The 21,579-nt window shown below is 66.2% G+C and carries 17 protein-coding genes; 11 read left to right on the forward strand and 6 right to left on the reverse strand.

Annotated features, from left to right (window positions below; all coding sequences use genetic code 11):
• Nucleotides 1-82 precede the first annotated feature (82 nt).
• The 3 genes from bchO to bchI all read right to left on the reverse strand — a co-directional run bounded on the left by bchO (nucleotide 83) and on the right by bchI (nucleotide 3,921).
• Nucleotides 83-970 (reverse strand): alpha/beta fold hydrolase BchO, encoded by an 888-nt coding sequence (gene bchO / locus ACLFQI_RS02905; RefSeq protein WP_410757334.1) that lies wholly within the window; start codon nucleotides 968-970, stop codon nucleotides 83-85.
• Between the two features lie 129 nt (nucleotides 971-1,099).
• Nucleotides 1,100-2,896, reverse strand: a complete 1,797-nt coding sequence (locus ACLFQI_RS02910) for a magnesium chelatase subunit D (protein WP_410757336.1) — start codon at nucleotides 2,894-2,896, stop codon at nucleotides 1,100-1,102.
• Complete coding sequence (gene bchI, locus ACLFQI_RS02915; RefSeq protein ID WP_410757337.1) at nucleotides 2,893-3,921, reverse strand: magnesium chelatase ATPase subunit I; 1,029 nt, start codon at nucleotides 3,919-3,921, stop codon at nucleotides 2,893-2,895. The genes ACLFQI_RS02910 and bchI overlap by 4 nt, the downstream gene beginning before the upstream one ends.
• A 311-nt stretch (nucleotides 3,922-4,232) precedes the next feature.
• On the opposite strand from bchI, the gene ACLFQI_RS02920 reads away from it, so the two are divergent.
• On the forward strand, nucleotides 4,233-6,020 hold the full coding sequence (locus ACLFQI_RS02920; RefSeq protein ID WP_410757338.1) for a class I adenylate-forming enzyme family protein: 1,788 nt from the start codon (nucleotides 4,233-4,235) through the stop codon (nucleotides 6,018-6,020).
• A 105-nt stretch (nucleotides 6,021-6,125) separates the two neighbouring features.
• Nucleotides 6,126-6,422 (forward strand): hypothetical protein, encoded by a 297-nt coding sequence (locus ACLFQI_RS02925; protein WP_410757339.1) that lies wholly within the window; start codon nucleotides 6,126-6,128, stop codon nucleotides 6,420-6,422.
• Nucleotides 6,423-6,466: 44 nt separating this feature from the next.
• On the opposite strand, the gene ACLFQI_RS02930 is transcribed toward ACLFQI_RS02925, so the two are convergent.
• On the reverse strand, nucleotides 6,467-6,901 hold the full coding sequence (locus ACLFQI_RS02930) for an acyl-CoA thioesterase (protein WP_410757340.1): 435 nt from the start codon (nucleotides 6,899-6,901) through the stop codon (nucleotides 6,467-6,469).
• Between the two features lie 49 nt (nucleotides 6,902-6,950).
• Between ACLFQI_RS02930 and ACLFQI_RS02935 the strand changes: the two genes are divergently transcribed.
• From ACLFQI_RS02935 to speE, 4 genes are read left to right on the forward strand one after another with little or no spacing between them, the layout of a single operon-like run.
• On the forward strand, nucleotides 6,951-9,434 hold the full coding sequence (locus ACLFQI_RS02935; RefSeq protein WP_410757341.1) for a hybrid sensor histidine kinase/response regulator: 2,484 nt from the start codon (nucleotides 6,951-6,953) through the stop codon (nucleotides 9,432-9,434).
• The gene (locus tag ACLFQI_RS02940) at nucleotides 9,434-10,336 is read left to right on the forward strand and encodes a response regulator (RefSeq protein WP_410757342.1); all 903 of its coding nucleotides are present in this window, start codon (nucleotides 9,434-9,436) and stop codon (nucleotides 10,334-10,336) included. The genes ACLFQI_RS02935 and ACLFQI_RS02940 overlap by 1 nt, the downstream gene beginning before the upstream one ends.
• On the forward strand, nucleotides 10,326-10,661 hold the full coding sequence (locus tag ACLFQI_RS02945) for an ArsR/SmtB family transcription factor (protein WP_410757343.1): 336 nt from the start codon (nucleotides 10,326-10,328) through the stop codon (nucleotides 10,659-10,661). The genes ACLFQI_RS02940 and ACLFQI_RS02945 overlap by 11 nt, the downstream gene beginning before the upstream one ends.
• 35 nt (nucleotides 10,662-10,696) lie before the next feature.
• Nucleotides 10,697-11,569 carry a polyamine aminopropyltransferase gene (gene speE / locus ACLFQI_RS02950; protein ID WP_410757345.1) on the forward strand — a complete coding sequence of 291 codons (873 nt, stop codon included), beginning with the start codon at nucleotides 10,697-10,699 and terminating at the stop codon, nucleotides 11,567-11,569.
• 224 nt (nucleotides 11,570-11,793) lie between these two features.
• On the opposite strand, the gene ACLFQI_RS02955 is transcribed toward speE, so the two are convergent.
• Nucleotides 11,794-13,059, reverse strand: a complete 1,266-nt coding sequence (locus ACLFQI_RS02955; protein WP_410757346.1) for an ammonium transporter — start codon at nucleotides 13,057-13,059, stop codon at nucleotides 11,794-11,796.
• A 23-nt stretch (nucleotides 13,060-13,082) separates the two neighbouring features.
• Nucleotides 13,083-13,421, reverse strand: coding sequence for a P-II family nitrogen regulator (locus ACLFQI_RS02960; RefSeq protein ID WP_410757347.1), 339 nt, complete (start codon nucleotides 13,419-13,421; stop codon nucleotides 13,083-13,085).
• 677 nt (nucleotides 13,422-14,098) lie between these two features.
• Here ACLFQI_RS02960 and ubiK point away from each other — a divergent pair.
• The 5 genes from ubiK to ACLFQI_RS02985 all read left to right on the forward strand — a co-directional run bounded on the left by ubiK (nucleotide 14,099) and on the right by ACLFQI_RS02985 (nucleotide 21,286).
• Nucleotides 14,099-14,449, forward strand: coding sequence for a ubiquinone biosynthesis accessory factor UbiK (ubiK, locus tag ACLFQI_RS02965; protein ID WP_410757348.1), 351 nt, complete (start codon nucleotides 14,099-14,101; stop codon nucleotides 14,447-14,449).
• 52 nt (nucleotides 14,450-14,501) lie between these two features.
• On the forward strand, nucleotides 14,502-16,031 hold the full coding sequence (locus tag ACLFQI_RS02970) for a YifB family Mg chelatase-like AAA ATPase (RefSeq protein WP_410757349.1): 1,530 nt from the start codon (nucleotides 14,502-14,504) through the stop codon (nucleotides 16,029-16,031).
• 3 nt (nucleotides 16,032-16,034) lie between these two features.
• On the forward strand, nucleotides 16,035-17,993 hold the full coding sequence (locus ACLFQI_RS02975; protein WP_410757350.1) for an ATP-binding cassette domain-containing protein: 1,959 nt from the start codon (nucleotides 16,035-16,037) through the stop codon (nucleotides 17,991-17,993).
• Nucleotides 17,993-18,592, forward strand: coding sequence for a DUF2939 domain-containing protein (locus ACLFQI_RS02980; protein WP_410757351.1), 600 nt, complete (start codon nucleotides 17,993-17,995; stop codon nucleotides 18,590-18,592). Before ACLFQI_RS02975 ends, ACLFQI_RS02980 begins: the two co-directional genes overlap by 1 nt.
• A gap of 177 nt (nucleotides 18,593-18,769) precedes the next feature.
• Nucleotides 18,770-21,286 carry a glycogen/starch/alpha-glucan phosphorylase gene (locus ACLFQI_RS02985; protein WP_410757352.1) on the forward strand — a complete coding sequence of 839 codons (2,517 nt, stop codon included), beginning with the start codon at nucleotides 18,770-18,772 and terminating at the stop codon, nucleotides 21,284-21,286.
• Nucleotides 21,287-21,579: the final 293 nt, after the last annotated feature.

The raw sequence follows: 21,579 nt of genomic DNA on the forward strand, positions 1-21,579 counted from the left end.
TGCCGGACTCGCCGATCTGATGAAGAAAGACTGACGCGCGCCAGCCAAGCATCGGGACTGGCAATGCGGCATTCGCCGCGGCTCAGGATCGAGCATCGAGCGCTTCGGCCTCGCGGACGATGAGTTCGAAGACCGCGAACGGACTCTCCTCGTGCCCAAGATGGCCAAGACCGGGCAGTATTCGCAGCCGCGCCGCCGGCAGCAACCGTTGCACGCGCTCGGCCTCGGCCAGCGGCACCGTGCGATCCGCCGCGAAACCGACCAGCACCAGCGTCGGTCGCAATCGCGGCAGCTCGCGCAGCATCGGCGCGAGATCCCAGCTCGCCATCATGTTGAGCGCCGCCGCCAGATGCCCCGGATAGGCGATCAGCAGCCGATACAGCGCGATCCCCTCCGGGCTCAGGCGCGAGCCGGTGCCATCGACCATGCGCTTGACGCTGCGCGGGTCCTTGCGCGCGCCCTGGGCGAAGAAGCGCGGCACCAGCGAGCTGCGGGCGAACAGCTTGGCCGCCGGCGAGAACCATTTGCCGGCGAACCCACGCAAGGGCAGCAAGGCACCACTGAGGCTGATCAACAGCCTGGGCTCGATCCCGCAATCCAGACACAACCGCGCCAAGATCGCCGCGCCAGCCGAATGACCGACGGCGATCTCGGGCGCGAAGTCGAGCTGCTGGGTCAAGGCGCCCACGGCCGCCGCCATGCCCGGCAATGACAACTGCTGCGGCGCCGGCGCCGAGGTGAAGCCATGACCGGGCAGGTCGAGGGCGAGCACCCGAAACCGCTCGGCGAGCAATGGCAGCAGCCCGCCCCAGGAATGCGAGGCGGCGCCGGTGCCATGGATCAGCAGGAGCGGCGGCCCGCTACCAGCCTCCTGGATGTGCCAGCGCAGCCCGCCGGCCTCGACGAACCGACTGTGCGCACGATTCGGCCAGCTGTGCCCATCGCGCTCCCAGCTCGGCCTATCGTTCATGACGGACGCGGAGGTCATTGGTGGTGAATCTGCCTGTCGGCGAAGAGCGGATTGAAGGAAAGCGTCCATCAACGACGTCCCGAGTCGAGACCCCCTTCCGGGTCGCCCTCGGGCAGTCGAGAATCGGCCTTAAGTGACCGCCTGCACCGCGCCGGAGAGCGCGCGGGCATCGGCATGCGGCAGCGGCAGATAGACCGCACCCATCTCGCGCGCCAGCCCCTCGGCATCCGGGCGCGGGCGCGGCGACATGTCGACCACCAGCGCCTTCAGTTCGGCGACGCGGAAGGCGCGCGCCGAGGCCAGCGCATCCTCGGCCGCCTGCGCGCGACCGCCGATGCCATCGCGATTGACGTTCGCGCGACCATCGGTGAGCAGGATCACCACCGCCGTGCCGCCGCGCCGGGTGACCCCATCGGCGAGCGCCAGCGCGGCATCGATACCGGACGCCAGCGGGGTGCCGCCGCCCCCGGGCAGGCTGGCCAGGCCGCGCTTGGCACGCACCAGCGAGCGCGTCGGCGGCAGCAGGATCTCGGCGCCGGGACCGCGGAAGGCGATCATCGCGACGCGATCGCGGCGCACATAGCAATCCGCCAGCAGCAGCTCGACCGCGCCCTTGGCCTCGGCGAGGCGATGCAGCGCCGCCGAGCCGGAGGCATCGACGACGAAGATGGTGGTGGTCTCCGAGCGTTGGCGATAGCGAGTGATGCGAAAATCGTCGCGCCGCACCTCGACCAGGACCTTGGAATCAGCGCCTTGCTCGGCGCGCTCCTGACGGCGCAGCCGCTGCCAGGGCGCCGCGACCCGCAGCGTATCGATCACATTCAGGCGCGCGCCGGCACCGGGTTCGCCGCGGCGGGTGCCAGCGGGCCGCCCGCGCAGCGAGCCGCTCTGGATGGCGCCGGACTTGCCGCTGGACTTCGAGCGTTGGCGCATCGCGCCCATCTGCAACATCGCCAGCAGATTCGGCGGGATCGCCGCCTGCGCCGCCTCCAGCACCTGTTCTTCCAGCGGTTTGTCCAGCTCCTGCTGCGGCGTCTGCTCCTGATCCTGCGGCTCGTCCTGGTTGTCTTCCGGCGGTGGCGGCGGCTCCTCGGCCTGCTGTTCCTCGTCCGGTTGCTCCGGCATCGGGATGCGCGTCGCGCGCGGCGCCAGCACCAGTCGGGCCGCCGCGCTCACATCGGCGGACTCGACCCGCTCGCGCCCGGCGAGCGCGGCAGAGGCCCGCGCCACCCGAACGGCGGCGAGCGACGCGCGCAGCGAATCGACGCCGAGCGCCAATGCCGTGCCGCAGAGTGCCTCGATGGCCTGGTCGTCGATCTCGATCGCGGCGAGTCGGTGCCGGGCGCTCTGGATCTGGCCGGGATCGATGTCCGAGGGGATGGCCTCGGTATAGCGGATATCGCCGAGATCGAGCAGGAAGGCGAAGCGGTCGAGCAGGGTGTGCGGCACCTGTTCTTCCTCGTTGGCGCCCTCGTCGAGCGCCACCACGCCGACCCGCGCCGAGGTGCGCGCGGTGATCCCGTCGCGCTCGACCTGGATCTCGCCGTTATCGAGCGCCGTGCTCAGATAGGCGGCGGTGGAGCGACCGACCCGCTCGGCCATCGCCAGCTGCACCACGCCGCCATCGGCCTCGGCCAACAGGCCGCGCTCGGCGACCGGCCGCCCGGCATGCAAGGTCGCAGCGAGATCGAGTCCGCCGAGCAGACGGCCATCGGCGATGTGTAGCGGGATGCGGCGGAACGGCAGCTCCGGCGGCAGCAGCTCGCGCAGCAGCTCCATCCAGATCTCGCGCACCGGCCCCGGCAGCGCGCGTACCGAGATGCCGCCGCTGCCGGCCGGATCGACCGCGAACAGCGCCGCCGCGAGGCAGGCATCGTCCCAGCGCGCACTGTGATCGGGCAGCGAGGGCTGGGTCTCGTTGCTCATTCGCCGAACAGCTCCTCGATGGCGCGCTCGACGCGGGTGGTGGAGCCGGCGTCGTCGAGCACATTGCGGCGCAGCCGGTGGCGCAGGGCCGGCGGCGCGACCCGCTTCAGGTGCTCGTCGGTGACGCTGTCATCGCCCTCGAGCGCGGCAAAGGCACGCGCGGCGCGGATCAGCGTCAGCTCGCCGCGCAGACCGTCGGTGCCGAGCTTCATGCACAGCTCGGAGGCGCGCTCGAGGGCCGCGTCCGGAACCTCGACGTTCGGCAGGCGTTCCTTGGCGCTGGTGATCTGGCGGCGCACCTTGCTGTCCTTACGCTTGTACTTCTCGATGAAGGCCGGCGGATCGCGCTCGAACTCATCGCGCAGGCGCACCACCTGCACGCGCGATTTCAGATCCTGCGGGGTGCTGATCTCGACCGAGAGGCCGAAGCGGTCGAGCAGCTGCGGGCGCAGCTCGCCCTCTTCCGGGTTACCGCTGCCGACCAGCACGAACTTGGCCGGATGGCGCACGCTCAGGCCCTCGCGTTCGACCACGTTCTCGCCGCTGGCGGCGACATCGAGCAGCGAATCGACGAGATGATCCTCCAGCAGGTTGACCTCGTCGATGTAGAGAAAGCCGCGATGCGCGCGCGCCAGCAAGCCCGGCTCGAAGGCCTTCTCGCCGCGCGTCAGGGCCTTCTCGAGGTCCAGCGCGCCGATCACGCGGTCCTCGGTGGCGCCGAGCGGCAGATCCACCACCGGCACCTGTGCCTTGCGCACCTTGACCTTGCCGTTGGCCTTGCGCTCGCGGCATTGTTCGCAGAGGCCGGATTCCGGTGCGTCCGGATCGCAGTTGTAGATGCAGCGATCGATCACGCGCATGGTCGGCAACAGGGCCGCGAGCGCGCGAATCGCCGTCGATTTGCCCGTACCGCGATCGCCGAACGCAAGCACGCCCCCGATACTCTGATCCGTTGCCGCGATCAGGATCGCGAGCTTCATCTCCTCTTGGGCGACAATGGCGGAAAAGGGGAAGGCAAGCGGCATAGTCGTGTCAACCTGATTGGGTGGGCCGGATGGGCAGCCCTTGTCGTTAGCTGGTAGCGTGGCGAACGCAATCGCCGCAAGACCCTAGCGTCGAGGATTCTTTTCGGTCAAGCCGAACCGCTCGTTTGCTTGCGCTGGCTCAGCGCGGCATCGGGTGATAGGGTCCAGCGACCGCTGAGACCGCGGTAGACAACGCCAGCAACGGTCCCGGCGTCAAGTCGCTTGAGCGCTTCTGAGCGCTTCTGATCGCTTCTGGCCGCTTATCCGGAGACCTCCACCGAGCATGATGATCGATTTGGGGATTGCGCGGGATGATTGATGTGGGGATCGCGTCTGGCAACGGCCAGCATCCGCTGGGCGACCTGGACCCGCTCGGCGACGCCTTAGGCGATACGGGCGACTTGCGTGACCTGGGCGACCTGGGCGACCTGGGCCAACTGATCGAACGACGGCGCGCGCTCGGCGAGGCCTGTGCGCTGCGCATCGGCGAGCGGCGTTGGTCCTATGCCGAGCTTGCGACTGGCGTCGAGCAACGCGCGGCCGCACTGCTCCAGGCCGGGGTCTCGGCGGGCGAACTAGTGCTCTGCCCGACCACGCCGGTGCTGGACTCGCTGCTGATGCAATGGGCGCTGGCCCGGCTCGGCGCGGCGATGCTGCCGATCCGCGCCGATCTTCCCGAGCCGCGGCGCGCGGCGCTGATCCGGGCGAGCGGCGCCGAATGGTGGTGGGAGCCCGCTGATGGAGATCCGAAGTCGGAGGCGGAGCGGGGGACGGAATCGGAGAGGGATGCCGGCCTGGAGGCGAGTGGCACAGCGCGTTCCGCCGCCCGCGCGGATATGCGCTTAGCGGGCACGCTGATCCGCAGCCGACGACGCCAGGCTCGAGTCGCCGCGCCTATCTCAGGGCCACAGCCAGTACCAAAGTCAGCGCCAGCGCCAGCGCACCAAACCACAGCCATACCCGAAGCCGCGACTCCGCCAGCGCTCCTGGTCGAGACCAGCGGCAGCAGCGCCGCGCCCAAGCTCGTGATGGTGAGCGCGGCGGCGATCCTCGCTTCCTGCCAGGCGGTGAATGCGCGGCTCGATCTGCGGCGCGGCGATCGCTGGCTCTGCGTATTGCCCCGCCAGCATGTCGGCGGGTTGGCGATCGGCTATCGCTGCGCGCTCGCCGGCGCCGAGCTGTGGGTGCAAGCGCGCTTCGCGGCCGAGGCGGTGCAAGCTGCGCTCCGGCAGGGCGGCATCACCCATCTCTCGCTCGTGCCCGCGCAATTGGAGCGCCTGCTCAGCCTCGATCCAACGCCGCCACCGGCGCTGCGGGTCGTCCTCCTGGGCGGACAGGGACTCGACGCGGGGCTCGCCCGGCGCGCCGTCGCCCACGGCTGGCCGCTCTATCTCGGCTATGGCATGAGCGAGACCTTCTCCCAGATCGCCGGCGGCTGGATCGGGGCCGATGGCGTGCCAGAGGAGGGGCTGATCCCGCTCGCCGGGGTCGAACTCGATTGCCCGCGCTGCGAACTCGCCGGCGCGACCTCGGTCGCGTCAACGCTGGACCCAGGCCCAGGCCTGGACGCATCGCCGCCGCCAGACCGGTGCGCCCAGTCGAACGACCAGCGTACTGGCGAACCGCACGTCTCCTCGCGACCACTCCGGCTGCGGGCGCCCATGCTGATGCTCGGCTACGCCAATCCGGCGCGCACGCCCGGCGATGGCCTCGACGCCGGCTGGCTGCGCACCTCGGACCTCGCCTGCCGGCTGCCGGGCGGCGGCTTGCAGGTGCTCGGGCGCGCGGACGATGTGGTACTCATCGCTGGCATCAATGTGCTGCCGGCCGAGATCGAGCGGCAACTGGCCGGGCTCGATCGGATCGCCGAGATCGCGGTCATCGGCGTGCCCGACCCGACCTGGGGACATCGGCTGGTGGCGCTTTACACCGGCGACCTCGCGCCATCGCAACTGGAGACCTGGTGCCGCGCCCATCTGCCATCGCACCAGCGACCACGCGGCTTCGTCCGACTCGAATCCCTGCCGCTGCTCGACTCCGGCAAGCGCGACCGGCACGCGCTCGCCGCACGCGCCGCCGAGGTCGCTCGAGCGGGCTGAAGGCAGTGCAATCGCACCAGCAGATTCAATCGATTACACGCTCTATATGGGCTTTCTGAGGGCATCTGATGTTGCCCTTCAGGCATTCGCTTAGAGGTGTTCAATATGAGTAAGATTAAAAACAGAGGTCGCTTAATCAGGCAGCAAGCAAAAGAGCTGGTGCTTGATTTCTTTCGTTCTAAACCTGAATGCAAGCCAAAGGCTGAAGGTATAACGCAGGCGCAAATATTCCGTGAATGCGGGTTTGACTGGGGCGAATACCCAAAAGCCACTTCAAGCAATCAGCAATATTGGGTTATTGCGATTTTGCGCGCACTAGAAAGTGAGGGTAAAGTTGAACAAGTTAGAGAATCTGGGCCATGGAGGCTAAAAGAAACGATGATTTATTCAGACGAGCAATAGGGACAAGTATCCGTTGAGTGGCGACAACGCACCCGTCCAGCATTTTATCCTTCGCCCGGCTCCGCGCGCGCGGGCAGCTCGGCGAGGGCGCGCGCGAGTTCGGGGGGGAGCGGTTGGCGCTTGCCGAGCATGGGATCGATCGCCGCATGCACGCTCAGCGCCGTCGCCACCTCCTGCCCGCCGATGACGAACCCATAGGCGAGGCTGAAGCCTTGCGCGGCGAGTTCGGCGCGTTCGACCCTGACCGCGACCTGATCGCCATGGCGCATCGGGCGGCGATAATCGGCTTCCGCATGGACCAGCGGCAGGCCGAGCTGGCGCTCGCGAATCAGGCCGTCGAGCGGCCAGCCGATGCGCGCCATCATCGCCTCGTAGGCATCATGGGCATGCCGGAACAGATGCGCGAAGAACAGCACGCCGGCGGCATCGGTATCGTGCAACGCGACGCGGAACCGGTGCTCGATGTTCGCTGCTGTCATCACCTACCCTGAGTTCAACCGCCCCATCAGGCATCGGATCATCCGCCGCATGAAGCTTCGTTACTACATCTTACTGCTGTTGCTCGGGTTCGGCTTGGTGCCGTTGCTCGTCGCGGTGCTGATCAACCTGCCGCTGGTGTTGGATCGCACCGCGTTGTTCTATCAGAAGGCCTACCTGCAGAACCTGCGCGCCGATTTTCGCGATCTCGACCAGCATCTCGCCAGTCGCCACGAGATGATCCGGCTGCTGGCCAAATTGCCGGAGCCCGGCATCATCCTGGGCGAGGCCGGCGACGAGGAGACCATCGATCTCGCCCGCGCCCGTTATACGGGCTGGATCAATCAGATGCTGAACGATCAGGCGGATCTGATCGAGATCCTCTTCGTCGATGGCGATGGCAATGAGCGGTTCTGGCTCGCACGCGATGCCAAGACCCAGGAATGGCACCCCACCGAGCACCCGCCCGACCCACCCAGCCAGGGCTTCGCCAACGCCGGCCTCGAACTCAAGCCCGGCGAGGTCATCGTCAGCCGGATTCGGGTCAATTCCTTCGCCGCGCGCGAGGACCCGCGGCAACTGATGACGCTACAGCTCGCCAGCCCCGTCGGCCAGCACGCCGCCGGCGAGCATCAGCCGCTGGGACTGCTGCTGATGACGATCGATGTCGGCGGACTCGCCAATTTCTATCGCGATACCCTCTGGGTCACCGACGATGGCCGCTATCTGCGTCCCGGCGAGCCGTTCAGCGAAGAGGCGCTTGCCTTCACCGATTTTCCCGGCCTCAAGGCCATCTTCGAGGACGGCACGCTCGCGCTCTGGAAAGGCGATCATGGGCCGCCGCTGCTCTGGGTGCCGATGTTCCTCACCGAGAACGCCCGCCCGCTGTGGGTCGGACGGCCGGTCGACCCCTCGCCGATCGCCAACTTCCGCAACGCGCTGGTCACGCGGGTGCTGAGCATCGTGCTGATACTGATCCTGGTCATGCTGATCATCGCGCGCTGGCTCGCCTCCCGCGCCGAGCGCTTTGGCCAGGAACTCACCAGTGGCGTGCGCGGCATTCTGCGGGAAGAGGACAGCCGGCGATTCCGCTGGCGCGGACCGCGCGAGGTGCGCGAACTCGGCGAGCAGCTCAATGCGTTGGCGCACAGCCACGCCGAGCACCTGCGCGCCGAGCGCCAGCACATGCGTCAGCTCGAACAATCGAACCAGTACAAATCGGAGTTTCTGGCCAATGTCAGCCACGAGCTGCGCACGCCCTTGAACTCGATCCTGTTGCTCTCGAAGTTGCTCGCCGACGACGCATCGGGCCTGGACGACGATCAACGCCGCCAGGCCCGGGTCGTCAACGAGGCCGGCCGCGATCTGCTGACGATGATCGATAATATCCTCGACATCTCGCGCATCGAGGCCGGCGCGGTGACCGTGCATCTCGAATGGGTGCCGATCCGGCCCATGATCGATGAACTGGTCGGCATGCTCGGCCCGATCTTCTCGGATAAGGGGCTGGCGCTGCGGGTGGAGTGCAACGCCGCGGCCGCAGAACGAATCTATAGCGATCAAGCCAAGATTCGGCAGATCCTGAAAAACTTTCTCTCCAACGCCGCCAAGTTCACCCATCAAGGCCAGGTCATCATCGCCGTCAAGGCCGGCGACGAGGACGAGCCGTTGGCGATCTCGGTGACCGATACCGGCATCGGCATCCCGGCGGGTAAGGAGGAGGTGATCTTCGAGGCCTTTCGTCAAGCCGATGGATCGACCCGACGGCGCTACGGTGGCACCGGCCTCGGACTCTCGATCAGCCGGGAGCTGGCACAGCTGCTGGGCGGTCGGATCAGCGTCAGCAGTCGCCCCGGGCAGGGCTCCTGTTTCACGCTGCATCTGCCCCTGTCCCGCGATCCCGGGACCTATTCGGCGGTCGAGATCATCCAGGCCCAAGACCAAGACCGGCCATCGCCCGCCACGATCCCCGCGCGCACGCGGCGACCGAGCGCGAACCAGACCGCGCGCGAGGGGGTTGCTGCCGATCTCGACGCGGTCGACGCGCAACAGCAGCCATCGCGCGCGCTCCCTGCGGCCTCGGACCCTGCGCGGGATTACTCCGATGCCTGGGTCCTGCTGGTCGAGCGCGATGTCCAGAACCTGGTTGCGATCACGGCCGAACTCGAAGCCCTCGGTCTCCAGGTGCAAACGGCGGCCGACGAGGAGGAGGCCTTGGAAACCCTCTCCGAAGAGCACGATTGTTCGCTGCTGCTGCTCGCCGGATGCCTTGATGGCCAGGACGCCTGTGATACGATCAGCCATGTGCGGCGGAAGGCATGGCTCGCCGAACTCCCGATCGTGGTCCTTGGCGATCTGGAACCGGCGGCCCAAGCGCGCTGTCTCGAAGCGGGGGCCTGCTGTTTGCTGAAGAAACCGCTCGAACCGGCCGCCTTGGCGACGCTCATTCACTCATCGTTACGGCCCGAGACCAATCCCGGGGCCGGCCCCGGGCTCAGCCCCAAGGTCAACCAGGCCCGCGAGGAGAGGATATGATGGGCGAAGTCGATTACAAGTTACTCATCGTCGACGATCACGCGCATAATCTTTACACCCTGCGCACCCTGATCGAGAAGCACCTGCGGGCGACGGTGCTCGAGGCCTCCTCGGGGCGTGAAGCGATCGACCTCACGCTCAGCCATCGCGACATCGATCTGATCATCCTCGATGTGCAGATGCCGGAGATGGACGGTTTTCAGACCGCCTCGCTGCTCAAGCGGCGCCGCCGCTCGCGCGACATCCCGATCATCTTCCTCACCGCCGCCTTCAAGGCCGAGGAGTTCCAGCAACGCGGATTCGCGGTCGGGGCCGTCGATTATCTGCTCAAGCCGATCGACGATAATCTCCTCATCAACAAGATCAGCACCTATTTCAGGCTGATCGAGAAGGAGCGCTCGCTCAATCGCGAACTGGAGATCAAGGTCGCCGAACGCACCGCTGAGCTGGCCGAGGCGCGGCAGTATCTCGCCAACATCATCGCGCACATGGGCGAGGCGCTGCTGGTGCTCACCCCCGAGGGCGAGATCAAGATCACCAATCCGGCCGCCTGCCGGATGCTCGGCTATGCCGAATCCGATTTGCTCGGTCTCTCGATCGGCGACGTGTTCGAGGAAGAGGAGGACGCCGAGGCGGGCGCCTTCATGGGCACCTGGCTCGAGGCGCTGATCCGCACCGGCGCGCTGGCCAAGATCGATGCGCGCTTCATCGCCAGCGACGGACGACGCGTGCCGATCTTGTTTTCCCGTACCGCAATAAAAGATACTGATGGGACAATCACGGATATCATCTGCATCGCAAAAGACATGAGTGGGTACCGGCGTATCCACGACGACGCGGTCATGGAAGCGAACGGCACCACCACTAGTGAGACGACGATGGGGGCTGACCATGACGAATGAACTGCCCGCCGAACAGGCCGATCCCGAAGACACGACCTTGACGGCGATGGCGCTGAAGGCGATGGCGCATCCGCTGCGTTGGAAGATCCTCTGCTCGCTCGGTCGAAACGAACTCTCGGTCGGCGAGATCGTCGAGCGCACCGGCACCTCGCAGAGCAATATCTCCCAACACTTGGAGCAGTTGCGCAACAAGAACATCGTCGTCGCGCGCAAGGAAGCCAACCGGATCTTCTATCGCATCCGCAACGATCAACTGCTCGAACTGATCGGCATCATGCGCGATGTGCTCTGTCCGGCGAATCTCGACGATCGCTATCCCCGCTGAACACCCTCTTCAAGACGAACCCCAACAGCTAGCGCATGCTTAACGAAAACGACTGGTTTACCGAGATCGCCGATGCCGCCGGCAGCGCCTTTTCACTGCGCATCCAAGGCCGCTTGCATCACGAACAAACCCCGTTCCAGACCATCGAGGTCTACGCCACCGAGACCTTCGGCCATCTGATGGTCATCGACGGTTTCACGATGCTCTCGAGCCGGGAGAACTTCCTCTATCACGAGATGCTCGCGCATCCCGTGCTGTTCACCCATCCCGAGCCCAAACGGGTCGCGATCATCGGCGGCGGCGACTGCGGCACCCTGCGCGAGGTGCTGCGCCACGCCGAGGTCGAGTCGGCGCTGCAGATCGATATCGACGAGCGCGTCACCCGCGTCGCCGAGACCTTCTTTCCCGAGTTGACCGAATCGAACCAGGATCCGCGCGCGACCCTGTTGTTCGAGGACGGGATTCGCTGGATGCAGCAGGCGCCGGCGGGGTCGCTCGATGTGATCATCATCGATAGCACCGATCCGGTCGGCCCCGCCGAAGGCCTGTTCACCACCGCCTTCTATGGTGACTGCCATCGCGCCCTCGCTGCCGGCGGACTGCTGGTGCAGCAGAGCGAATCGCCGCTCTATCACCTGGATATCATCCAGGGCATCTATGCCGATACCCGCGCGGCGGGCTTCGAGGATCACGCCACCCTGTTCTTTCCGCAGACGATCTATCCCTCGGGCTGGTGGAGCGCGACCATGGCCAGTCGCGATGGCAAGCTGCCGGCCTTCCGCGCCGAATCCGCCGCTGCCGCGCCCTTCCAGAGTCAGTATTACAGCGCCGAGATCCACCGCGCGGCCTTGGCCCAGCCGGCGTTCTTCAAACGCGCGTTCGCGGCGAGCGACCGCGACGCCTCCTGACCAAGGCCAGACTCGAGCCCCCGCCACTCGGGGGCCGACCCCGGGTCGGGTATCCGGCCCAGATCCAAGTCCCAGCCCCGAGTCCAGATCCAAGCCAAGTCCCAGCTCCGGGCCCCACGGGTTGAGCGCGGGGCGGCCGCGCCCACAACGGCGAGCGATCCGCGGAACGAAAAACGGGGCCCGATGGCCCCGCTGCAAGGTCGATTGCGCAGTCGCGCGATTCGTCAGAGTCCGCCGCCGCGGGTACCAACGAATTCCGGGTAGGCCTCGAGTCCGCATTCGCCGACATCGACGCCTTCGTACTCTTCCTCTTCGCTGACCCGGATGCCCATGGTCAGCTTGATCAGCAGCCAGACGATGATCGAAGTGACGAAGACCCAGGCAAAGATGACGCCGAGGCCGATCAGCTGCGACACGATGCTGGCATCGCTATTGGTGATCGGCACAGCCAGAAGGCCCCACATGCCGACCACGCCATGGACCGAGATCGCGCCGACCGGATCATCGATGCGCAGCTTATCCAGGCCGATGATCGCGAACACCACGATGACGCCGCCGACGCCGCCGATCAGGGACGCGGCCAATGGGGTCGGCGTCAATGGCTCGGCCGTGATCGCCACCAATCCAGCCAGGGCACCATTGAGCGCCATGGTCAGATCCGCCTTGCCGAACACCAGGCGCGCGGTGATGAGCGCGAAGACCAGGCCACCGGCCGCCGCCATATTGGTGTTGACGAACACCGCAGCGACCGCGTTCGCCTCGCCGATATCCGAGATCTTCAGCTCGGAGCCGCCGTTGAAGCCGAACCAGCCGAGCCAGAGGATAAAGGTGCCGAGCGTCGCCAACGGCATGTTGGCGCCTGGAATGGCGTTGATCGAACCGTCCTTACCATACTTGCCTCTCCGGGCGCCCAACAGGAGCACGCCGGCAAGCGCGGCCGAGGCACCGCAGAGATGGACGATACCGGAACCGGCAAAATCCTGGAAGTTCAGGGCGTCGAGGAAGCCGCCGCCCCACTTCCAATAGCCCTGCACCGGATAGATGAAGCCGGTCAGAACGACCGCGAACAGCAGGAAGGCCCAGAGCTTCATGCGCTCGGCCACGGCCCCGGAAACGATCGACATCGCGGTCGCCACGAACACGACCTGGAAGAAGAAGTCGGACATCGCCGAGTAATAGGTCTCGCCGTCACTGGCGAGCACGTCATCGACCTCGTGGTCGCCACCGAACATGAAGGTCCAATTGATGTCCGGAATGATGCCATTGCCGCCGGCCGGGTACATGATCCCGTAGCCGATCAACATGTACATGATGCTGGCGATCGCGAACAGGGCGACGTTCTTGGTCAGAATCTCGGCGGTGTTCTTCGCCCGCACCAGCCCGGCCTCGAGCATCGAGAAGCCGGCGGCCATCCACATGACTAAGGCGCCCGAGATCAGGAAATAGAAGGTATCCAACGCATAGGCCAGCTGGACGATCGGTTCTTCCATCGTTGCATTCCTCCGTTGCCGAGTTAGAGAGCGTCCGGACCGGTCTCGCCGGTGCGGATCCGAATGACCTGATCGACGTCGCTGACGAAGATCTTGCCGTCGCCGATCTTGCCGGTGCGCGCGGCGTTGCTGATCGCCTCGATCACCTGATCGACCAGGCTGTCGTCGATGGCGATCTCGACCTTGATCTTGGGCAGGAAATCGACGACGTACTCGGCGCCGCGATAGAGTTCGGTATGGCCCTTCTGGCGACCGAAGCCCTTGACCTCGATGACGGTGATGCCCGAGACGCCGATATCGGCGAGCGCCTCGCGCACGTCATCGAGCTTGAAGGGTTTGATGATGGCTGAAACCAACTTCATGAAGATGCTCCGTTGAATTGAGTGCGGCTGGGCCGCTGTCGGCCCGCCGCGTGATGACGATGGCAGTCGACCGTGACTGCGGTCCGCTGGTGCATTAGAGATTCAGCACATAAAGATTAGAGCAAATGCCGAGCCAACCGATCTGACCGATCAGAACTCCTTGCTCCAGCTGACCCAGAACTTCGGATCGGTGTCGTAGCCCAGTACAGTTTCGCCGTTGTTCTGGTCCCAGTTCAACGCGAAGATTCCGAATTCGCCAGCTTCCCGGCTGATCGAGGCGCCGAAGTGCCAGTAGTTGTGGCTCTCGCTCCCGAGGTAGGGGAGGCCGGCAGCGTTGTACTTGGTGATCTCCTCAGCTTTGTCTTTTCATAATGCGAATGACCTCGGTTTGTGTCGTTGATGGGCGAGACGGCCGCCCGACGTGGTGATCCTGCGGATGCAACATCACGGTCACACGCTGGACGCAGATATCATGCCACCATCAAATGTGCGCAAAAGACAACGGTTTCGGCTACAATGTCGCGGAACTACAACTTGGCTCCGCACCGATAGAGTGCATCGCTCGCAGAGCGCTCGGGAGCCAGCGCACCATTGCAGTGCAAGCTTTGGGACGGGCGCGCGGTTCACGGCCGCCCTATAATGGTTTCAACCCCTTCCCACACTCACGGTGACCCTCGATGCTGGATCCTAAACAGATTGACGACCTTGCACGCCGCCTGGCCGAACATGCGCCCAAGGGCTTCCAGGTGTTGCAGGAAGATCTCAACCGCAGCTTTCGCGCAACGTTGGAGGCGGGACTGGCCCGCCTCGACCTGGTGACGCGCGAGGAATTCGATGTCCAAGCCGCCGTGCTCGCGCGCTCGCGCGCCAAGCTCGCCGCGCTCGAACAGCGGCTCGCTGCGCTCGAGGCCCTGGCCGTGTCCGCCCCGACGTCGAAGCCGGCGGCCGACCCCGCTGCTGGCGGCACGCCGGCTGGAGGGGCTGAGCACGCGGCCGAGGACACCGCGTTCGAGACGCCCAGCGCCTAGCCTGCGGCGTCCGCGCTGGTCGCCTCGCGCCCACCTGCTGAAGGACCGCGCCTTGGGTCTCTCCGTCCTGCACAGTCGCGCCCGCGTCGGCATCGAGGCGCCGCCGGTGACCGTCGAGGTCCATGCCGGCGTCGGCTTGCCGTCGCTGTCGATCGTCGGTCTCCCCGAACTCGCGGTGCGCGAGAGCAAGGACCGGGTGCGCGGCGCGCTCGCCAATAGCCGCTTCGAGTTTCCGGCCGGACGCGTCACCATCAACCTGGCCCCGGCCGATCTGCCCAAGGAAGGCGGCCGCTTCGATCTGCCGATCGCCCTCGGCATCCTGGGGGCGTCCGGACAGATCCAGAGCGCGCCGCTGAGCCGGCACGAATTCCTCGGCGAACTCGCGCTCAGCGGCGAGCTGCGCCCGATCAACGCCGTGCTGCCGGCGGCGCTCGCGGCGCGCGATGCCGGGCGCGCGCTGGTGCTGCCGCGCGCGAACGCGGCCGAGGCGGCGCTGGTCGACGGTCTGCACATCCTGCCCGCCGATCGGCTGCTCGAGGTCTGCGAGCATCTGAACGGACTCCATGCGCTGGCGGCCCATCAGCCCGGCGCGCCACCGCCGGCGCCGGACAATGTCCCGGATCTGGCCGAGGTGCGCGGTCAGCCCCAGGCCAAGCGGGCGCTCGAGATCGCCGCCGCCGGCGCGCACAGTCTGCTTCTGCTCGGCCCGCCGGGCACCGGCAAATCGATGCTGGCCGCGCGCCTGCCGGGCATCCTGCCCGGCCTGACCGAGGCCGAGGCGGTCGAGGTCGCCGCGCTGCATTCGGTCAGCCAGCTCGCGCCGGCGATCCCCTTGCACTGGCGCCAGCGCCCATTCCGCTCGCCTCACCATACCGCTTCCGGCATCGCCCTGGTCGGCGGTGGCGCCAATCCGCGCCCCGGCGAGATCTCGCTCGCGCACCATGGCGTGCTGTTCCTCGATGAATTGCCGGAATTCGATCGGCGCGTGCTGGAGGTGTTGCGCGAGCCGCTCGAATCCGGCCAGATCCATATCTCGCGCGCCGCGCGCAGCGCCGAGTTCCCGGCCCGCTTCCAGCTCGTCGGCGCCATGAATCCCTGTCCCTGCGGTTACCTGGGCGATCCCAGTGGCCGCTGCCGCTGCACCCAGGAGCAGGTCAGCCGCTATCGCGCGCGCCTCTCCGGCCCATTGCTCGATCGCATCGACCTGCACGTGGAGGTGCCGCGCCTGCCCGCCGAGCAACTGCATGCCCATCCAGAGGCGCCGGCGGAGTCGAGCGCGACGGTCAAACAGCGCGTCGAAGCGGCACGCGCGCTGGCCGCCGCCCGCGCCGGCAAACCCAACGGCGCCCTCGAGCCGCGCGAGATCGAGCGCGACTGCCCGCTCGGCAACGACGAACGCCAACTGATGCAGCGCGCCATGCAACGACTCGCCCTCTCCGCCCGCGCCTATCATCGGATCCTGAAGGTCGCCCGCACCATCGCCGATCTCGATCAGGGCGAACGGATCACGCCAGCGCATCTGGGCGAGGCCATCGGCTATCGGCGTCTGGATCGCGGACAAGCAGCAGGAGGTCTCGGCTAACCGATGCTGGAATTGCGAGGGGTCAGCCTGCGGCGCGGGACCAAGCTCCTGCTCGAGAACGCCGATCTGCGCCTGCACCAGGGCCAAAAGCTCGGGCTGGTCGGCGCCAACGGCTGCGGTAAATCGAGCCTGCTCGCGCTGCTGCGCAACGAACTCACGCCCGACGCCGGCAGCGTTGCCGTCCCCACCGGCTGGGAGGTCGCGCACGTCGCCCAGCACACCCCGTCGGGCACGCGCGAGGCGATCGAGTTCGTCATCGACGGCGACACCGAACTGCGGCAACTGCAAGCGGCCCTGAGCGCGGCCGAACAGGCCGACGACGGCCTGCGCCAGGGCGAGCTGCTCGGGCGCCTCGAAGCGGTCGGGGCTTGGGAGGCCGAAAGCCGCGCGGCGCAGCTCATGCACGGGCTCGGCTTCGCGGTCGGCGACGAGCGGCGACCGCTCGAGGCCTGGTCCGGCGGCTGGCGCATGCGTCTGGCGCTGGCGCGCGCGCTCATGTGCCGCTCCGACCTGCTGCTGCTCGACGAGCCCACCAACCACCTCGATCTGGACGCGGTGATCTGGCTCGAGGGTTGGTTGCGCGCCTACCCCGGCACCCTGGTGCTGATCTCGCATGATCGCGACGTGCTCGATGCGGTGGCGACCAGTATCTGCCATCTCGAGCGCTGCCAACTGCGCGTCTACAGCGGCGGCTATTCCGCCTTCGAGCGCCAGCGCGCCGAGCAACTGGCGCAGCAGCAGGCCGCCTTCGAACGCCAACAGCGCGAGATCGCCCATGTCCGCTCCTTCATCGATCGCTTCCGCGTCCAGGCCAACAAGGCGCGGCAGGCGCAGAGCCGGCTGAAGGCGCTCGAACGCCTGGAACTGATCGCGCCGGCGCATGTGGATACCCCGTTCCGGTTTCGGTTTCGCGACGCCGAGACGCAGCCCAATCCGTTGCTGCGGCTGGAGGATCTCGCCGTCGGCTATGATGGCGTGCCGATCCTTGCGGCGATCTCGCTGAGCCTCCGGCCCGGCGATCGTCTCGCCCTGCTCGGCCCGAACGGGGCGGGCAAATCGACCCTGATCAAGACCCTGGCCGGCGCGCAACCGGCCCTCGCGGGCAGCCGTCTCGAAGCCCAGGGGCTGCGCATCGGCTACTTCGCCCAGCATCAGATGGATCAGCTGCAGCCGGATGCATCGCCGTTGCGGCATCTGACTCGGCTCGATCCACTGGCCACGGAACAATCGCTGCGCGATTTCCTCGGCGGCTTCGGCTTCAGTGGCGACCAGGCCACCGACCCGGTCGCGCCGTTCTCCGGCGGCGAGAAGGCCCGGCTCGCGCTGGCGCTGATCGTCTATCAACGCCCGCATCTGCTGTTGCTCGACGAGCCGACCAATCACCTGGATCTCGACATGCGCCACGCCCTGAGCGAGGCGCTGCAAGACTACGCCGGCGCCGTGGTGTTGGTCTCGCACGATCGCCATCTGCTGCGCATCACCTGCGATGAGCTGCTGTTGGTGGATGACGGGCACGTGCAGCCGTTCGACGGCGATCTCGACGATTACCCGACCTGGATCAGCCAGCGCGCGAGCCAGCGTCGACAGTCGGCCGGCGGGGTGGGGGGCGTTGGCGGGGCGGGCGGCGCTCGGTCAGCGCCAGACCGGGCGCCCCATGCCGTCGCGTCGAAAAAGGATCTGCGCCGCCGCGAGGCCGAGGAACGCGCGCGCCTGCAACCGCTGCGCCAGCAGCTCAAACGGCTTGAGCAACGGCTCGAAACACTCAGCGAACAGCGCGAGCAGCTCGACCAGCGGCTGACCGACAGCCGCCTCTATGAGCCGGACGCCAAGGCACGGCTGCTCGCCCTGATGGACGACAAACGCCAGGTCGATGCCGAACTCGCTGCGGTCGAGCAGGCCTGGCTCGATACGGGCGAGGAGCTCGAGCGGCTCCAGGCACCCCAGCCAGCATCCCAGCGCTGATGCCCGCCAGCCGTCAGGCACCGCTGCGCCAAGTGCTGTCGCACCGCCGGCCCTGGCGACTGGCAAGGATCCGCGGCTTCGCGGCCGGCTTGATGATCGTCGCCAGCCTGTATCTGGTCTCGCCCTTTATCAGCCTCTGGCGACTCGATCGCACCGCCCTGAATGGGCCGACCGCGGCACTCGCCAACCTGGTCGATATCGACGCCGTGCGCGAGCAGATCCTGCGTCGGCTCGACAAGGAGCGCCCGAGCGCGATCGGCGAGGTCTCGGACGCCTTCGTCGACTGGATGCAAACGACCATCCGCCGCGAGGGGCTGCAAGCCCTGCCGCAAGCCATCACCCTGCGCTGGGTGCGCGAGCGGCTACTCACCCATGCCGAGGGCCGGCGCGGATTCTGGCCCGCGATCGGTTACGCCTTCTACGATAGCCCAACCAGCTTTCGCGTACGGATCGGCGCGCCGACGCCAGCCGCCGCGACGGCCTCGTCAACGCCAGCCGCAACAGCATCCCCGCCCGATCATCCGCCCGAGCATCCACCCGTGCATCTGCGGCTCGAGCGCGGCTGGCTGGATTGGCGCGTCACGGCCATCTCCTATTGACGCACCGCCGCGACCAGGTCAGGCTGCAAATCGTTCGGGACCGACCCTTTCGAAAAACCGCGCCCTGGATGCGCCGAAAGCGTTCTCAGCGTGCGCCACCGCGCGTTATCTTAGGGTCTTTCGCGTCCCCTCCTCAGCATCGCTCGCTTCCCCTCTCTCTCAGCGCAGGAACCCATGATGTCTCCATTCAAAGACCTCACCGACAGCACGCCCAACGAGCTTCTGTTCAAGCTCGAACCATTGGGCATGGATGCCGAGAGCATCGGCCGTGACTTCCAACACTACTACGCGCACACCCTCGGTCGCGATCGCGACTGCCGCTCGGCCTATTATCCCTACAAGGCCCTGGCCATTACGCTACGCGACCGCTTGATGGAGCGCTGGAAACGCACCCGGCACGCGCATGACCAGGCCAACTGCAAGCGCACCTATTACCTCTCGCTCGAGTTCCTGATGGGGCGCTCGCTGAGCAACGCGTTGCTCAACCTCGGCATCACCGACGAGGCACGCCAAGCGCTCTATGAGATGGGCCTGATGTACGAGGAGATCGAATCCGCCGAGATGGACGCCGGCCTCGGCAACGGCGGCTTGGGCCGCCTGGCGGCCTGCTTCCTCGACAGTTGCGCGACGCTGCAACTGCCGGTCAAGGGCTATGGCCTGCGCTACGAATTCGGCATGTTTCGGCAGCTGATCGAGAACGGTCGTCAGCTCGAAGAGCCGGATCACTGGCTGCGCGATGGCAATCCCTGGGAGCTGGAGCGTCCCGAGTACACCCAACGGATCCCCTTCGGCGGCCACACCGAGACGCACAAGGACGACCAGGGCCGCCTGGTGCAACGCTGGGTCAACACCCATGATGTGCTGGCGGTGCCCTACGACATCCCGATCCCCGGCTACAACAACGACACCATCAATACCCTGCGGCTCTGGTCTACCACCGCCACCGATGTCTTCGACCTCGATGAATTCAACGCTGGCAGCTATCCGGAGTCGGTGGCCGCCAAGAACAGCGCCGAGCACATCACCATGGTGCTGTATCCGAACGATGCCAGCGAGAACGGCAAGGAGCTGCGTCTGCGCCAGCAATATGTCCTCGCCTGCGCCAGCATCAAGGACGTGATCCGCGAGTGGCAGCGCCTGCACGGTCATGATTTCAGTGCCTTCGCCGACAACAACTGCTTCCAACTCAACGATACCCATCCGGCGGTGTCGGTCCCGGAGCTGATGCGCCAGCTCATGGACCTGCACCACCTGGAGTGGGATGAGGCCTGGGCGATCACCACCCGCACCATGGCCTATACCAACCATACCTTGCTGCCGGAGGCGCTGGAGCGCTGGCCGGTGCGCCTGTTCCAGCAACTGCTGCCGCGCATCCTCGAGATCATCTACGAGATCAATGCCCGCTTCCTCTCCGAGGTCGCCTCGCGCTGGCCAGGCGATATGGACCGGCAGCGGCGCATGTCGTTGATCGAGGAGGGCGATGAGCCGCAGGTGCGCATGGCCTTCCTCGCCATCGTCGGCAGCTTTTCGGTCAATGGCGTTGCCGCATTGCACTCCGAGCTGCTCAAGCAGGGCCTGTTTCGCGACTGGTTCGAGCTGTGGCCCGCCAAGTTCAACAACAAGACCAATGGGGTCACACCACGGCGCTGGCTGGCGATGTGCAATCCGGGGCTGCGCGAGCTGCTCGACGAAACCATCGGCGACGGCTGGGTCAACGATCTCTCGCGCCTCGAACAGCTCGCGCCCAAGGCCGAGGATGCCGATTTCCGGCAACGCTGGGATCGGATCAAAACCGCCAACAAGACCCGTCTGGCGGACATGGTGGGCTCCACCTGCCGGATCGAGTTCCCGGTCGAGTTCATGTTCGACGTCCAGGTCAAGCGCATCCACGAATACAAGCGCCAACTGCTCAACATCCTGCATGTGATCCATCTCTACAACCGGATCAAGCACGGCGACGGCGACATCGGTGCGCCGCGCTGCGTGCTGATCGGCGGCAAGGCCGCGCCCGGCTACGAGATCGCGAAGCTGATCATCAAACTGATCAATAACGTCGCCAAGGTGGTCAACGCCGATCCTCAGGTGACCGAGCAGCTGCGCGTGGCCTTCATCCCCGATTACCGCGTCTCGGTGATGGAGGTCCTGGCCCCGGGCACCGATCTCTCCGAGCAGATCTCGACCGCCGGCAAGGAGGCCTCCGGCACCGGCAACATGAAGTTCATGATGAATGGCGCCGTCACCATCGGCACCCTGGATGGTGCCAACATCGAGATCCGCGACCGCGTCGGCGACGAGAACTTCTTCCTCTTCGGGCTCACCGCAGAGGAGGTGGCGCGGACCCGCGATCACTATGACCCCAATGGCATCATCGCCCATGACGAGGCCCTGCGCGAGGTGATGGCGCTGTTGGAGTGCGGCCACTTCAATCAGTTCGAGCCAGGTATCTTCGATCCGATCATCCACGGCATCCGCAACCCCAACGACCCCTGGCTCACGGCGGCGGACTTCGACAGCTATCGCCAGGCCCAGCAGCAAGCCGCCAAGGCCTACATGGAGCGTCCACGCTGGCTCAAGATGAGCATCCTCAACAGCGCGCACAGCGGCTATTTCTCGTCCGATCGCACCATCGCCCAGTACAACGAGGATATCTGGACCCTGACCCCCGTCGCGCCAACGCCTCACGGTGAGCGGTAACCGCCTGGCGAGCGAGTGGCATCGGCGGCCATTCCGTCCCCTTCGGTCACTCCGTCCCTCTGGTCCTTGGGTTGATGGCGGAACTCAAGGATCGGAGGATCGCCGGTTGCACGCACGTCGCGTGCTCGATCCGCTCGCAGGCGGGTTATTATTTCTGATGTCGTTTATCGGATCAGTCATCGTAATAAGGGCTGTGGATAATTCGCCAGGCGCCATAATATGATTGTTTTTCAAGGAGTTATGGAGAAAATAAGGCTGTGTGCCAAGGTGATGGAGGCTGTCGATAACTTGTG

The organism is Halochromatium sp., from assembly GCF_046541315.1.
Lineage (GTDB): Bacteria > Pseudomonadota > Gammaproteobacteria > Chromatiales > Chromatiaceae > Lamprobacter.

Excerpts from the sequence above, each read along its gene's own strand:
- bchO (WP_410757334.1), bottom strand. The coding sequence starts at position 970 with ATGAACGATAGGCCGAGCTGGGAGCGCGATGGGCACAGCTGGCCGAAT.
- ACLFQI_RS02910 (WP_410757336.1), bottom strand. The coding sequence starts at position 2,896 with ATGAGCAACGAGACCCAGCCCTCGCTGCCCGATCACAGTGCGCGCTGG.
- bchI (WP_410757337.1), bottom strand. The coding sequence starts at position 3,921 with ATGCCGCTTGCCTTCCCCTTTTCCGCCATTGTCGCCCAAGAGGAGATG.
- ACLFQI_RS02920 (WP_410757338.1), top strand. The coding sequence starts at position 4,233 with ATGATTGATGTGGGGATCGCGTCTGGCAACGGCCAGCATCCGCTGGGC.
- ACLFQI_RS02925 (WP_410757339.1), top strand. The coding sequence starts at position 6,126 with ATGAGTAAGATTAAAAACAGAGGTCGCTTAATCAGGCAGCAAGCAAAA.
- ACLFQI_RS02930 (WP_410757340.1), bottom strand. The coding sequence starts at position 6,901 with ATGACAGCAGCGAACATCGAGCACCGGTTCCGCGTCGCGTTGCACGAT.
- ACLFQI_RS02935 (WP_410757341.1), top strand. The coding sequence starts at position 6,951 with ATGAAGCTTCGTTACTACATCTTACTGCTGTTGCTCGGGTTCGGCTTG.
- ACLFQI_RS02940 (WP_410757342.1), top strand. The coding sequence starts at position 9,434 with ATGGGCGAAGTCGATTACAAGTTACTCATCGTCGACGATCACGCGCAT.
- ACLFQI_RS02945 (WP_410757343.1), top strand. The coding sequence starts at position 10,326 with ATGACGAATGAACTGCCCGCCGAACAGGCCGATCCCGAAGACACGACC.
- speE (WP_410757345.1), top strand. The coding sequence starts at position 10,697 with ATGCTTAACGAAAACGACTGGTTTACCGAGATCGCCGATGCCGCCGGC.
- ACLFQI_RS02955 (WP_410757346.1), bottom strand. The coding sequence starts at position 13,059 with ATGGAAGAACCGATCGTCCAGCTGGCCTATGCGTTGGATACCTTCTAT.
- ACLFQI_RS02960 (WP_410757347.1), bottom strand. The coding sequence starts at position 13,421 with ATGAAGTTGGTTTCAGCCATCATCAAACCCTTCAAGCTCGATGACGTG.
- ubiK (WP_410757348.1), top strand. The coding sequence starts at position 14,099 with ATGCTGGATCCTAAACAGATTGACGACCTTGCACGCCGCCTGGCCGAA.
- ACLFQI_RS02975 (WP_410757350.1), top strand. The coding sequence starts at position 16,035 with ATGCTGGAATTGCGAGGGGTCAGCCTGCGGCGCGGGACCAAGCTCCTG.
- ACLFQI_RS02980 (WP_410757351.1), top strand. The coding sequence starts at position 17,993 with ATGCCCGCCAGCCGTCAGGCACCGCTGCGCCAAGTGCTGTCGCACCGC.
- ACLFQI_RS02985 (WP_410757352.1), top strand. The coding sequence starts at position 18,770 with ATGTCTCCATTCAAAGACCTCACCGACAGCACGCCCAACGAGCTTCTG.